Source organism: Pararobbsia alpina (genome assembly GCF_902859895.1).
In the GTDB taxonomy this organism is placed as follows: domain Bacteria; phylum Pseudomonadota; class Gammaproteobacteria; order Burkholderiales; family Burkholderiaceae; genus Pararobbsia; species Pararobbsia alpina.
On record NZ_CADIKM010000005.1, the window covers coordinates 173988 to 187397 of the forward strand.

The 13410-nt window shown below is 56.3% G+C and carries 16 protein-coding genes; 11 read left to right on the forward strand and 5 right to left on the reverse strand.

The features are described from left to right. The first annotated feature begins 27 nt into the window (after positions 1-27). The 8 genes from HV670_RS08075 (at position 28) to HV670_RS08110 (ending at position 7537) form a co-directional block, all read left to right on the forward strand. Positions 28-354 carry an antA/AntB antirepressor family protein gene (locus HV670_RS08075; protein ID WP_175104232.1) on the forward strand — a complete coding sequence of 109 codons (327 nt, stop codon included), beginning with the start codon at positions 28-30 and terminating at the stop codon, positions 352-354. A gap of 9 nt (positions 355-363) precedes the next feature. Further along, entirely contained in the window at positions 364-1122 is a 759-nt protein-coding gene (locus tag HV670_RS08080; protein WP_175104233.1) for a BRO-N domain-containing protein, read from the forward strand. Positions 1123-1153: 31 nt separating this feature from the next. Beyond that, positions 1154-1966, forward strand: coding sequence for a flagellar biosynthesis protein FlhF (locus HV670_RS08085; protein ID WP_175104234.1), 813 nt, complete (start codon positions 1154-1156; stop codon positions 1964-1966). After that, positions 1959-2240: a hypothetical protein gene (locus tag HV670_RS08090; RefSeq protein WP_175104235.1), complete on the forward strand. Its 282-nt coding sequence runs from the start codon at positions 1959-1961 to the stop codon at positions 2238-2240. Before HV670_RS08085 ends, HV670_RS08090 begins: the two co-directional genes overlap by 8 nt. Positions 2241-2511: 271 nt before the next feature. Further along, positions 2512-2817 carry a hypothetical protein gene (locus HV670_RS08095; protein WP_175104236.1) on the forward strand — a complete coding sequence of 102 codons (306 nt, stop codon included), beginning with the start codon at positions 2512-2514 and terminating at the stop codon, positions 2815-2817. Positions 2818-3223: 406 nt separating this feature from the next. Beyond that, entirely contained in the window at positions 3224-4009 is a 786-nt protein-coding gene (locus HV670_RS08100) for a hypothetical protein (RefSeq protein WP_175104237.1), read from the forward strand. 1040 nt (positions 4010-5049) lie between these two features. Next, positions 5050-6603 (forward strand): AAA family ATPase, encoded by a 1554-nt coding sequence (locus tag HV670_RS08105; protein WP_175104238.1) that lies wholly within the window; start codon positions 5050-5052, stop codon positions 6601-6603. Beyond that, positions 6596-7537 carry a DUF4435 domain-containing protein gene (locus HV670_RS08110; protein ID WP_175104239.1) on the forward strand — a complete coding sequence of 314 codons (942 nt, stop codon included), beginning with the start codon at positions 6596-6598 and terminating at the stop codon, positions 7535-7537. Before HV670_RS08105 ends, HV670_RS08110 begins: the two co-directional genes overlap by 8 nt. Positions 7538-7854: 317 nt before the next feature. Here the strand turns inward: HV670_RS08110 and HV670_RS08115 are convergent, their stop codons facing one another. From HV670_RS08115 to HV670_RS08135, 5 genes are all read right to left on the reverse strand, one after another. Continuing rightward, entirely contained in the window at positions 7855-8160 is a 306-nt protein-coding gene (locus HV670_RS08115) for a hypothetical protein (RefSeq protein ID WP_175104240.1), read from the reverse strand. Between the two features lie 166 nt (positions 8161-8326). Beyond that, on the reverse strand, positions 8327-9250 hold the full coding sequence (locus HV670_RS08120; protein ID WP_175104241.1) for a hypothetical protein: 924 nt from the start codon (positions 9248-9250) through the stop codon (positions 8327-8329). 812 nt (positions 9251-10062) lie between these two features. After that, positions 10063-10215, reverse strand: coding sequence for a hypothetical protein (locus HV670_RS08125; protein WP_175104242.1), 153 nt, complete (start codon positions 10213-10215; stop codon positions 10063-10065). Positions 10216-10237: 22 nt separating this feature from the next. Further along, positions 10238-11239, reverse strand: coding sequence for a hypothetical protein (locus HV670_RS08130; RefSeq protein WP_175104243.1), 1002 nt, complete (start codon positions 11237-11239; stop codon positions 10238-10240). 123 nt (positions 11240-11362) lie between these two features. Then, on the reverse strand, positions 11363-11947 hold the full coding sequence (locus tag HV670_RS08135; RefSeq protein WP_175104244.1) for a KilA-N domain-containing protein: 585 nt from the start codon (positions 11945-11947) through the stop codon (positions 11363-11365). A 126-nt stretch (positions 11948-12073) separates the two neighbouring features. Between HV670_RS08135 and HV670_RS08140 the strand changes: the two genes are divergently transcribed. Genes HV670_RS08140 through HV670_RS08150 form a run of 3 tightly spaced genes read left to right on the forward strand, consistent with a single transcriptional unit; the run spans position 12074 to position 13264 of the window. Further along, a complete protein-coding gene (locus HV670_RS08140) occupies positions 12074-12337 on the forward strand; it encodes a helix-turn-helix transcriptional regulator (protein ID WP_175104245.1) in 264 nt (87 codons plus the stop codon). 5 nt (positions 12338-12342) lie between these two features. After that, positions 12343-12708 (forward strand): hypothetical protein, encoded by a 366-nt coding sequence (locus tag HV670_RS08145; protein ID WP_175104246.1) that lies wholly within the window; start codon positions 12343-12345, stop codon positions 12706-12708. A gap of 31 nt (positions 12709-12739) precedes the next feature. Continuing rightward, positions 12740-13264, forward strand: a complete 525-nt coding sequence (locus HV670_RS08150; RefSeq protein WP_175104247.1) for a hypothetical protein — start codon at positions 12740-12742, stop codon at positions 13262-13264. Positions 13265-13410: the final 146 nt, after the last annotated feature.

Consider the following 13410-nt stretch of genomic DNA (forward strand, 5'->3'; position numbering starts at 1 on the left):
AATCAGTCGTCGCGCAACGCACTGCGCATGCTCGAACCGCAGCAAGCGACGGGCATGATCGTCGTCAATGTCAAGCGCGGGATGGTCGGCGGGGGCGCGTGCGAGGTCGTGGATGGCAGCGAACTTCAAGCGAAACTTGGGAACAAGGCGGGGTTCACGAACTGGATGAAGCAGCGCATCCGCCAACTTAATTTCGTTGAAAATCATGACTTTGGAATTAAAGACAAAGTTGTCTTAAATCCCGGGCCCGGTCGTCCACCGAAGGAATACACCTTGACGCTCAAGGCCGCGAAGAAGATCGCAATGGCGGAGCCTACGGACGCGGGCAATGCGGTGCGCGACTATCTCATTTAAAGGGAAGAAATGTCGTACGAACTTCAGGCGAAGCAGATTGCCCCCGTGTCGGATGATCGCTTCAACCAGGTACTCGGCGCGGTGGCGGATTTGACCAAGCTGGTGACCGCTATTGTTGGTTCCCTCGTTCCGAATCTTGTGAACACGCAAGCGACCGAAGCCCCTGCGAAAATCGCAGCGCCCGCTGAAGTGGCGAGTGCTACGCCGGTCGTTCCGCGCGTCGAAATAACGGACTCGAAGCCGTCGCACGAAAAGGCGTCGCGTAACACGTCTCCCGCCCCGGAATCGACGGCGGTCTCGCCGTTCAACTTCGAAGGAAAAGACGTGCGCGTGATTGAGCGCGATGGCGAGCCGTGGTTCGTGGGATCCGACGTTTGCGATGTGCTCGAAATTGCTAAGGTTGACAGTGCGCTGCGCGGATTGGATGCAGACGAGAAGGGTACTCATACTGTGAGCACCCTTGGAGGAGCCCAGCGGGTGGGCATTATCAGCGAACCGGGCCTCTATGCGCTCCTCGCAAAAAGTCGTAAGCCTGAAGCGAGGCGTTTCAAGCGCTGGGTAACCAGCAAGGTTCTCCCAGCTATCCGCAAGACGGGAAACTATGTAGCGCCGCGCCAGGAACAACCGAAACGCAACGCGCTCGCAACTGCTCCTGAAGGAATCGGCGGTGCACTGATCGAATTGAATTTCGGCCCGTTTTTCGTCGGTGTACGGGGTGGTGTACGGCCTGTGTACGCCTGTGTACGGCTCCCGGTCGGGATGGCCTAATGGGGTCATTGAACAGCAGACCGGAAGGGTTATGTCCGCGCAGAAAATTACCGACGAACAATGGGCCGAGGCCCGCAAGCGCTACGAATCCGAACCCGGCCTAGGTTTGGGGAAAATCGCGCAAACCCTTGATTGCTCTAAATCTTTGGTCGCCCGCAAGGCCCGAGAAGGGAAGTGGCAGAAGGATATCGGCGTGCCCACTCAGGTGCATCCGACTGCTCGCGAGCGTGAGGCTAAAGTTACAGAAAGTGCCGTGCCGAGCCCGACCCAAGCCGTACACGTGAACGGTGCCGAGGCGTCTACACCGTCCGCTCGCGTGGCCGCCGAGGTCTTTGTGCCGCCGACCGCCGCGCCGGGGGGTAGCCTAAACCTGACTCCCCCGGCGAAGGGGGCCCTATCGGATGTGCCGCCCCCGCAACCGAGCGCCTACGCCGACGAAATCCGCGTGCCTGATGGGCTGGACGACGTGGAGCGTGAGGCATTCGTCGCTGCTGCCATCGTGGCCCGTCAGCGCGCGATCAACGCCCGCCACCTGAAGGAAATGCAGGCGGCCCGCTCGAAGCTCTACGAGAGCCTGAAAAAGGCCGGGACGAAAGAGGGCCCGGGTGCGGCACTGGCTGCACAGCGGAACATTACCGCGCTGCTCGCCCTGCAGCAGGGGGAAATGGACGCCGAGCTTCAGCGTGTGAAGCTGGAGGTGCATGAATTCGTCGGCAAGCCCCTGAAGCCGACGCCCTGCCGGATCGTTGTCCACCTGAGTCCGGGCGTTAAAATGGTCGCCAGCGAGGTCTATGGGCCGCGTGCGACTGAAGTTATCGACGTGGAAGAGGTCAAAGATGCGTAAGTCACAAGCCGAAATCAACGAGTGGATTCGCAGCCAGCAGAGCCGCCTAGGGATTGCTTCACAAAGTAATGAAGCAAAGCGCTCGACGGTTACCGTAATGCTGCCGTCCGTGGCCGTAGTCACGCGCCTGGCTCACGCCGCGGCGGATGCGAAGATCGCCGTCGATCCGGTCTATGCCGCGACGTGCGCCCGGCTCGATGCGGAGCTTGCCGAGATTCTCTCGGGCGGCTCCGCGCGTGCTCCATCGCTACCGGATACTCTCACGATTGAGTGACCTGTCGATTCGTACGGAGGCGCATGACGACTGAAAGATTAGGGGAGGCCGCGGGCTGTACGAAAATGTCCTATGCGCAATGTACAGTTGCGGCCGGGCGAAATTGAACGGTAGTATCGAGTTCGTGTTCGGGCTGCTATGCGCGTAAGCGTGCGGCGAGGCAAGGCAAGGGCGGCGCAAAGCATCGCGACCGTGTGAGCGGAACGGAGGCGCGCCCCGAACATGCGCCACCGTCGCTCCTTTCTCAAACCATCGAAAAGGAGTTCATTTTATGCGCCCATTGCAATTGATTGATGATGCTGTCGATAAGGCGACTTCCCTTTATGGGCGGTATTGCAAGCGGAACAGCTATCTGTTCGATCAGCCGAGCCGCTACAGTTCCGATGTAGAGGAGGTAAGCTGCCAGCAGTACGTCGTTCTTCGGAGTGGCAGTGACCTGCTTGCCGCTTACCGCATCAACCGGGAGTCAGGTCGCCTGCGTATGGTCGCCACGGAGAAGGTTCCGAAGTCGATCCTGCGTACCACTGCTGCGCCGGCAAAGTGGTTTCCGGATGTGGTCGTTGGTACGGAGAAGTAAGAGGAACGGGCCTTTGTGGCCCGTTTTTCGTTTCGGTCATCCAAATCTGGATGAGCAATAAATTTAAGAGTTTAGGCTGCGGCCTGTGCTGCTTCTTCCTTCCTACGCGCCAACACGATGGTCTGCCGCGTGACGCCGTGCATCCAAGCGCCCACCGATTTCGGGGGCCGTCTCAGAGCAGTCATGGTGTCTTAACATAGGAGCCGTTGGAGACTAATCCGCGAACGTCGCGTTGCACCACTCAGCCGACACCGGCAACTGCGCGAATACCGTCCCCAGGGATGCGAAAAGTGGCTAGCCTTTCCTCATCGGTGCATGAGACTTACACTTGCACAGTCATCCGAATTAGGCAGGTGTACCGAACGTGCGAGCCGCAGGCGCTATCGGTTAATTTTCGAATGCACGCATGCAATCCTCACAGGGACAAATTATGATAAACGAAAACGTACGGAATCTACTTTTATATTTCGGCGTTGTACTTTCCCCAGCTATTCTGGTCGGCGTCATAATATTTTACATCACTCGCAAAGCAAGAGCTAATTCGGATTATTTTAAAACCTATGAATTTTCTTGGGGCCGCATTAGATTATTGGGGACAAAATTAGACATTCTTCAAGCTTGCGGCACGAGCGCGATCCTGTGTTGGCTATATTATTGGGATGTGTTCTGGGCGCCCATCTTAATACTCATTGCGCTAATTCTAGCAGCGAGGAAATGGCCGTACCGTTGGTCGGAAAGGTCGACGTCGAATGCGACTTCGGAGCTTCTTGATCAGCTAGCAATGATGACGACACAGATAAATAACGTGAGAAGTCACGTGCAGATGATTAACCGCGAGGTCGTAGTTGCTCAAAGCGAAATTGACTCAAAGGAGCAACTAAAAATAGCGCTCGAGGAAGCGATAACGGCGAAATCAAAGGAGGCGGAGAATTGGGCGAAGATGACCGACGGCCAACGCGATCAAATTCTTGATGCTGCGGCTTCGGTGATGTCAAAACAATCTCGGGGAACGTTTTGGTGGGGACTCATTCTTGGGCTTGTCTTTAATCTAATTGCCTCGGCAATCTGGGCTGTAATGGGAAACCCCGGGAAAGAAGATATTTATGCGCAGATTATGCACATCGAGCGGTTGGTCAGTCCCGACCATGCGTCCAATGCAAGCGGCAGCAAGCCAGGGGCGGAGCTTCGATGACTATTTTCGTCAATTGAGTTGCGTTTAGTAGCGACGAGTTCATTTGGTCTCACGTGCACATCCTATGAAGCGATGGACGTGCAGCAGGCGGCCCCAAGAGACTGGAAAGGGTCGACATGTGCCGGTAATGGGACCATACGCATGTGATCACTATCCGGTGCTGAGAAGCAGAACGCCACCGAGGTGCTGATCAGGCTGATGAAGGCTAGAGCTGCGGGCCGCTATTAAGAGGAGCTTCGCACGCCGATTGCGATGATCTCTAAGGCGCTTTCGAGTGCGTCCCCTTCAGTCGCGCCCACGGAGAAGAATGGCGCTAGGTCGATCCGAGTCGCATGCTGTTCTTCGCCGAGCTGGCCGCGCGCCCCACGATGCTCTTCGCATAAGGCGACACCCGGCCTTAGGCAGTCGGTTATGTTTGATCCCAAGCGGCCGTTCCACTTTCCAATTCGGTCGGACCCGAGACGCAAAAGGGGTTGTCTACCACGGCGTCACGCGTAAGTGGCTACCTCAAGAAACGCACGATTTCGCGAATCCGAACGCCAGGATGCGCAGAGAAGGGCTAAAAGGACTTTCGTTTGCATCTGCCACAAGCTCTCGGTCGGCAGTGCACACTAAGGCCCCAGCGTGCTTTATCGAATTCGCCCGCCTGCCGCCACTTCAATGCGGCACGAATGGACGCTCGGTACCGCACAGTCACCATTTCGTTCTCCATAGGTCCCGCCTGTGCCCGGGCGACAAGCAGGCTCCGACGTTCGGCCTGCAGCAAGCTTTGTTTAGCGATGTCAACGTCCCATAACTTCGGACGGGAGTGCCATCGAATCAACCGGCCATCAGGCAACTTATCCCCCTCCAATGCCGCAAGTGTAGGTAGTATAGGTTTCCCGTTTCCAAATTAGTAAGTAAAACTAAAATTTAAAAGAATAGAAAAGGGCGTCCCCACCAGCGTCGACATTTGATCGCCACGTCTGTAGCGCTGCGATCAGTCTTCAGATGCTTATTTCTTAGCTCGTGTATGCTACCAAGCGAACCTGGAGTAGTCTATGAGTCCAAAATCGATAATTAATGATCCGTTGATGAATAGTTCGCGTCCGTCCATCGTTGAGCATTTCTCCATCGAGGGATTGTACGGGTATAGATCTGTCAGCTTTTCTTCGAAATATGCCGCCACAGTCCTGATTGCTCGCAACGGGTCTGGAAAGACCACGCTTATTGCAGCCCTGGACGCGTTCCTTCGTGGTCAGTTTTCGCGTTTCGCGGGTTTGCAGTTCGATAGAATCGTTTGCCGGCTAAGGGGTTATAGCGGTAACTTGGTACTGACAACTGCTGATGTGCAGGAATACCTTGATTTCGCAGGCAATGAGGTGAGCCACGTGGCGAAGTCATGGGGGGTGGCGTCAAAAGCCTTGATTTCACTCCTGGAACAAGACATCAAATTGATGGATTACGAGGACTTAATAGCGGACTCTTCGTTTTCTACGATTTATAGCAAACTAGGGTATGAATATCACACCGTGCGGAGTCAATGCGAAAGCCTTTCAGCACATCTTCGAGAGAAGGACATAAAGGCTAATGCAATTCGACGGTTGCTTGATAGCATTCTTCACGATATCGAGATAGTTTATTTGCCGACGTATCGGCGGATTGAGTTATCGATCCCGGCTTCGACTTCGAGGGGCGAGAAACGCAAGACTGTATTGAGTAAGTTGGGAGTGGCACAGAGCGGTCTTTACACTGCGGACATTCAGTTTGGACTGGGCGATATTTCCGAAAGATTAAAAAAAATGTACCAGGACATGCTACAAATTTCCAACCAAGGTTACGGGAAAGTTAGCGCCAATGTCATTAATGATTTAATTTCTGACCGTTATCGTCAGAGTGGTCAAACGGCAAACGAGTTGCCGAAACGTAAGGAATTGGACGTATTTTTTTCACGAATTCAAGACGCTTCTCGCGGATTTAATCGGGTACCGTACGGCTATTTTGTTCCACCAAACTTAGATCAAGTGTACAGCGGAGACGTGCCAGCCGATGCCGCCCCTTTTCTAAATTATTTTCTCAATCAACTTAATTCAGTGGTGCTCGAGACGAAAGGGCTGGAGGATTTGGTTGATAGCTTTATAGGTAGCTGCAACAAATATTTATCTGGAAAAGAAGATCTTAGCGGTGAGCCAACATTTTTATCTGAAAATGTCGAAGATAAAAAAAGGCTCGACTTTAATCGTCAAAACTTTGAAGTTGCCGTAAAAAGCTCCGTCACAGACGACGATATACCACTTGAGTCGTTATCGTCGGGGGAAAAGCAAATGGTCTCGCTTTTTGCGCGCCTTTACCTGTACCCGGGGCCCAAAATCGTCTTAATCGATGAGCCGGAACTTTCACTCTCGCTGGGCTGGCAGCGCCAAATCTTACCAGACGTTCTGCGAGCGCCAAGCTGTCGCCAAGTAGTGGCAATAACACATTCACCGTTTATCTTTGACAACGAATTAGAGCCATACGCGGGATCTTTGCGACTTGATTTTACGGACAAACCTCGAAACGAAGGCCCGTGGAATTCACTGTTTGGGCCTGGACTCCCAGAGGACCCCAATGAATAACAAGGACGGGATCCCCGATAATAGAGACGCGTACTTTCACGCCATCAAGAACTCAACGGACAATCGGGTGGTCGAGAAAATGGAACTCGCCACCTTCGCGGCTTCGATCCCTGAAGGAACGATCATATTTGCATACGAAGGGCGAGATGATAAAGTGATATTTTACCACTGGATCAATCGCATAGATTCGACCCTCAGATACGAGCCTTTTATTTGTAAGAATAAGTGGATGACGCTCCGGTTATTTGATTCGCTAAACATCGACTTAACCGGTCTAAAAGATCGTGTGTATTTTTTCGTGGATCGAGATTTCGATGACACCGGGGGGCGCACTCCAAATTCGAAATTGTTCGTTACCGACAAATACTCCGTCGAGAATTATGTTGTTTGCTCGGAACTGCTGGACGACATATTGAAGATCGATTTTCATTGTGAGGGCATGAACGACCTACGCAAGGAAATAATTGCTGCGTTCGAGACTGTGTACGCACAGTTTTTGAACGTGACCCGAGCCATTAATTTTCGCATATTTTTATCGCGAAAATTGAATATTCGTCAATTAGATGACCTCCCTGAGCGAATTAATTTAATCGCAAGAGTAGAGTTGCATCGTGTTTGGGCTAACGACAGAGCGATAAGCGACATAGTGCCTCTTGATCGCGAGCCGACGCAAGACGAAATGGCGCGGTTTGCTGATGAGTTCGACCAGATAGTTCCTGCTTCAGGGTATCGCGGCAAGTTTGCTTTGAGATTTTTTGTGCGTTGGCTGGAGCATTTAAGGAAAGATCGAAACGCCGAAGCCTCGCATTTCTTTGCCGTGGCCCCGGCAACCGATTTTGCTATCGGCGGGAATTTCTCGCTCGATACATTGGCACCTAAAACACCGCCCCCAGCCCAACTTGTTGGATTTATCGGCGATGTTAGAGCAGCTTGAGCACCGCATCAACCGGGATTTCGGAGCAACGATCGCAGCGAACTAGCAGCAGCAGACGGTGTGATTCAGGCATTTCCGCCAAGTGTTCGCACTGGACGCGTGCCAAGGGTCGGCTACGGCAGCATTGCCGCAATCGCATACGCCTTTCCATGCGGCTTTCCCTCGCTCGTTGCTGCCCGTGCGTACGATAGCGGTTAAGCGTCCGGACGTGCGCCCGGTGAGGTCGTTGGCTGGCCTCACGCCCAAGCCTCCTCGCTCGCGCTGCTGCTATGCGCCAGACCGGCCAGTCCGATTGCGAAGCGCATAGCGTCCTCGCCTTACGTGTCGCGGCGATAGCGCAGGGCGGAACATGCCAGATTCTCGACTACGTTCGAATCGAAGATCGGCTCTTTCTTCATGCGCTCGATGCTCCTGCGTTCGCCGCGCTGGGTAGTTGTGTGGATGGCATTGCCCATGGGTGCCTCATTGGGTAGCGTGCGATCTATGCTGTAGTCACGTTGTTTTCGTATGCGCGCCAAACTGGCGACACAATCACTTCGCCTATCACGCGCTTGGGAAACGGCCAGTTGATAGCGGGCTTCGGCGGTGCCGGTGGTATCGGCGCGGCCCCGCATTTGCCGCATGTCGTGTGCTCGCCCTTACGCACGCGCCTTATGTGCAGGTTTATTTCGCGGCTACAGTCGCAGCGAAAGACCCACCGCGCGCCGGTTTTATTGCGCTGGGCCTTGCTGGCGTATTGAATAGCAACGAGTGAGCCCCAGCGCTGGCCGGTCCAGTCAAAATGAGCCTTCATTTGCCAGCCTGCAGAAGGGCGTATGCACGCGCGGCAATGGCCGTCTGTTTCGCGGGCATACGATTCGGTGCGGGCTGCGGATCGCCTTGCTGACGCTCGACGCGGCGCTGGGCCTTTTCGAGCTTGCGCAGTTGCTTTCCCGTGAGCTTTTTCGGGGTGGGTGCGGGCGCGGCCTTCACGGGTTCAGGTGCGGGTTCCGATTCCGGTGCCGCAGCGGGTTCGGGCTCGTCTGAGTAGTCCGTATCGAGCATGCCGAGTACGATGGCTGCCTCTTCGTCGCTGATGCCGCGCTCTTTGGCGTAGTCGCAAACGTACGTCGTCACGCCGTCGCGCACGATGTAACAACCAGCCCATTCCGATTCGTTCTCAGGCTGCTCGGATTCGCTCAGGACGGCCTCAGATACTTCAGGCAATGCGATGGCATCGGCAACGGCCGCGGACGCCTCTGAGGGATCGCCGATGGGCCGCTTCGTCACGGCGAATCCCGTCCATGGATTGCCGGTAACTTCGCTCAAGTATTCGACGGGCGCGAACGGCGCTACGGGCTCGGTCCATCCTTCGCAGAGCCATTCAATGAAGTCAGGCAGGCCATCGGCGGTAAGGTCCCAATACGTCGCGATGGATTCCGCATCGAGTGCGAATTCAACCGGCTCGACCTTTGCCGCATTGCGCAAGTTCCCGTAGTCGTCAACTTCGCTGAAGGCTTCGCGATCGGATGCAACAGGCAGTAGCTTGGGCTTGCGCTTGCGTGCTGCAACGGTTGCATTCTGTTTGCGCACGGCATCGGCTTTCCAGTCCGCGGGCGTCGGATCGGGCGCGCCCGGCTTCACGGCATGGCCGTCCACGAAGACCTCAACGATGACAGAGCCGGGATGGCAACGGGAAACGTAGCGCTCGGCTTCTGCTCGGCCAGTGGTCATGATCGGTTCGAGCGTGGTCCAGGTGCCTGTGGCGTCTTCGATGGTAATGACGGTCTGACGGAGACCGGCCCACTTCACAGGCTTTGCAAGCTTTGAATTTCTGCCAGAATGGACTTCGCGGGTGCGGTTATAGCAACTGATACACCAGGCTTTTTGCACGAGCCTGAAGCGCCCGATGAACCGCTTCGCCGTGCTCTCGCTGCGGAGACAGCGGACGCAGCTAAGACCGTTTGCAGCAGCGGCGCGAGCGTGGCGGTCTGAATTCGGATCGTTCAACACGTCGGTTGCGGTGCGCTGCACCTCTACGCCAGCGTGCGCCGATCCGATGGGGCAGCCCTTGCACGAGAGGGGCGCATTCGGGCGCGTGTAGTTCGCGGCGCAGGCTTCCTTGGTGAGAACGGAATTGAGGCGCTCGCATGTGAAGACTTGGAGCGATGCGAAATCTGCGTGCGGGTGAAAGTGGACTTCGGCGAGCGACTGCGAGAAGGCGGGAAGGATGGTGCTGCGACGGATGGACTCTTGAAACGTGGCGCGCGACATGCACCCTCTCCCGTGTGATTCGATAGGGCTCAGGTTCGCGTCACTACTTTTTCCCTCAAAGGGGCGATTGGTTCATCCATATTCCTTTGTTGAACCGCGTGTTTTCGCGCAACGATTCGACATGAAAAAGCCCGACGAACCGGGCTCGAAACAGAGTGAAAATTCTGGCAGTTATTCGCCGCGCAGCTTTGCCATAAGTTCGCGAGGCACTGCGCCCACGCCGCCAAGCGCGAGGCTGTTGGCGATCACCTGGGCGGATTGTGCATCGATGGCTAGTGTGCGAGCGCCGCCTGCGCCGCGCCCTCGACGTGCTCCGAACTGTACTGAGGCGCTGCCATGCGCAGGCCGCGCACCGGGCCGGTGGGAAGGCTTTTAGCGATGGTTTCAGGTGCGCCAACAAGGCGTTTAAGGTCATCAAACTTCACGGTGATACTCCGAGGTTTAGTGTTATGCCGATTCGCCAGTTAGGCACGCGAGCAAGTCAGGCGGTGGCATCGATCCCATTGCGATATAGGTGGCAATGCTGTTTGCTTGAGCGCCAGTCAGTTTCCCGGCTGCCAGGGCGGCGGATGCTGCGCGCTCGATTTGCTCGGCGGTGTAGCGCTTCGGTTGACCGACTGCATCGCCGCCGACTGTCGTGCCGAATATGCGCGACTTATCGAGCGATTGCTTGCGCATGGCATCGCCGCCCGTGAGCGTGACACTATCGCTGTCATACGAGACATCCAAGCCCATCGACCTCATGAGCGAGGCCGTTTTTCCGAGCGACTTACGGATCGTCGCCAGCGTCGGCTTGGCGGGTGCCGTGGGCTTGACCGTGGCACGTACAACGCCTACCGCCTTCGCCGTGGTGGCGTGCGCCGGGATGCCATCGCGTTCCTCGAAGCCTTCGCCGCTCGCGTCAACCGCTGCGATTGCCTTAGCCCTGGCTGCTCCGCTGGTGCGCTTGCCGAGCGATTGCAGGGCCGCCATGATGTCGTCTGCGGTGCCTGCTACGCCATTCATTGCCGCCTTAACCTTGGCGTGGAGATTGGTAAAGCAGCCAGCATTGCCGCCGCGCGTGACGGGCTCGCCATTGGCCCCGATCTCTTCGCTAGCACCGCGGTTGATGCCGCCATTGGTGCGCGCTTCAGACATGCGGCGAAGTTGTTCGTCCTCTTGTCGGCTACCCCCGCGCTTGGCACGCTGCCGCACCAATGCGGTTTTGCGCTCGCCATACTTGCGCTCTGCTTCGCGATCAATGTCTGACGCGGCGCTGCGCGCGATGACGCTGTGGACGTTGGCCGGGGCCTTTCCATGGGCATGATCGTTTGAGCTCGCGCGCAACGTGCTGTGAAGCAAACTGGCATGCGCCTGCGACTTGGCGAGAATGCCGAAATTCGAAAGCAGCGCCTGATGCGCCGGCATGGCGTCAAGGTCCTGCTGACGACTGGTGAGCAATGGGTGCATGGTTGAGATTCCTTCGCGGGCGTCCCCGCAACGTTTAGACGGTACTGTCTGCGCTAAACGATATGGTCACGTCCGGATGGCCGGGGGTCCGGATTGAATCAGGTCGGCACCGATTTAAGGTGGCTACCTGCGGGCGCGCTTGAGCTTCGGCTTGGCCGCTTCGAGCAGCGGCGTAACGTCCAATCCCGGGAAGCACAATTGAAGGCCATGGGCCGCCTCCACGAACGCAGTCCGCAATGGCGGTACGGTGCGCTTGCTTTTTGCGAGCTTGCTTGCGGCTTGGCTCACACCCAAAACCTCGTTATCAAGAGCCTTTTCTGCGCGCAAAACCTTATCGGTTGCAGACAGTTGCTCGTCCGAGTTCTGCGCGACTATCGCATCAAATGAGCGAATGACCTTCAGGTGAAACTTCGCCGAAATCCACATTGCATACGTATAGACGAGTTCGCGGCAAACGTGAATGCCGCCGCCGCGCCCCTTCTTTGTGTTGATGGGGTCTGGCGAAAGGGTGGGATTTCCCACCTTTTCCGCGCGCAGTTCGTTGATGAGGTCCTGCGTGGATTGCAGGCGCATGAACTGGACCGGCTTGTGCTTTTCGAGCTTGCCAGACGCCTTGTGCAAATCGACAAGCCTGTAACGCGCATCGCCATCGTCGGCAATCTGCGCCCCAAGCACAACCAGTTCGGACTTCTGTTTATCGGGTTCCATCGGGTTCGATCCTATGAGCAGTTTAGATAGGAGAAACCTGAAGTCACGACAAATCCATAGACGTATAGCGAGCGTATGCGGGCAATCGACCGCGCCAATCTATGACAACCATGGACAACCGTGGACATGAAAAAAGTCGTGATCGCATCATGCAGTTATTCCAGCGGCATCCATGGGAGCGGTGATGTGTCCACTGAAGTTCACGAAAGGCTGATCCGGCTCGAAGAGGTAATGAGCCGTACGGGTTTGACCCGTGCACTGATGTATCAAATGATGAAGGCCGGGGACTTTCCGAAGTCCGTAAAACTCACTGGCAGGGCAGTAGCCTGGCAATCGAGCCTGGTCGATAAATGGATTCAACGCCGTATCGAATCGGCCAAACAGGAGTAAGGGAAGTGACGACCGCAACGAAACCGACCGTGAAGAAAGCGGCCAACGTGGAGACCGAAATGTCCGAACTGAACACGAAGATCGAAGCCGCCCGCGCTGCGCTCGCTAAGGCGCTCACCGCTGGCGACCCTACGGCCAAGCTTCGCGAATACGTCCGCGAACTCGAAGCCGAGCAGCAACGCGCCGTCGATGCGCAAGCTGCTCAGGAATCCGCTAAACGCGCCGCTGTGGCATCCGCAGAGGCCGAGCGTGAGGATGGCATTCGCTCGGCTGCGCGGACCCTGCAGGAGGCTCGTAATGCACGCCTCAAAGCTGTTCGCTCATACCTGACTGTCCGCGCCGTCCCCGACACGCGTTCGAGCTTTATTTAACCCGATACCCGAATTCAAAGGAGCATTACCTATGACGACTCACGCTCTCGAAGCACTTGCCCGCGCCCGTCTTGCCCATACCGAAGCAGCTACCGCACTCGACCATGTGACGCAAGCCAATAGCGCCCTTCTGGTGCGCCTCACTGAGGCTCGCGCAAAGGCAGAAGAAGCAGTCCGCGAAACGAAGGAGAAGGGCGATCCGGATGGCAAGTGGGCAATGCAGTTGCGTCTGGCTATGGACGATGAGGCCGACATTAACGGCATGCTCAAAGGCTCGCAGACCGCAGTGAGCGAACGCACAGCCGCTCTGCAGCGCTCGAACGCAGCCGTTCAAACCGCCGAACTACAGGCCCGCAAAGAGGAGGCCGAAATTCAGGCGCGCGAACTCGATGCCATGATCGCCGAACTCGATAGCAAGCTATGCCAAGCGGTGCAGGCACGTTTGCAAGCGCACCTCGCATCGAACCCGCGCTCTGTGACCCGTACGTCGGTATTCACGCTGTACACGCCAAGCAAAATGCTCAAGAGCATTTGCCTTAACGGCCAGGTCAGCTAAGCGCTGGCAAAGTATCCCGGGCCGCCCTCTCGCGGCTCTACCGACTCAGCCACAGGGCCGCTTTCGAGCGGCTTTTTCATTGGTCCGCGCAGGGCCTTCGTGACGCCAACCTGAATGCATCTAACACGCATTCGTGAGTACAAAAA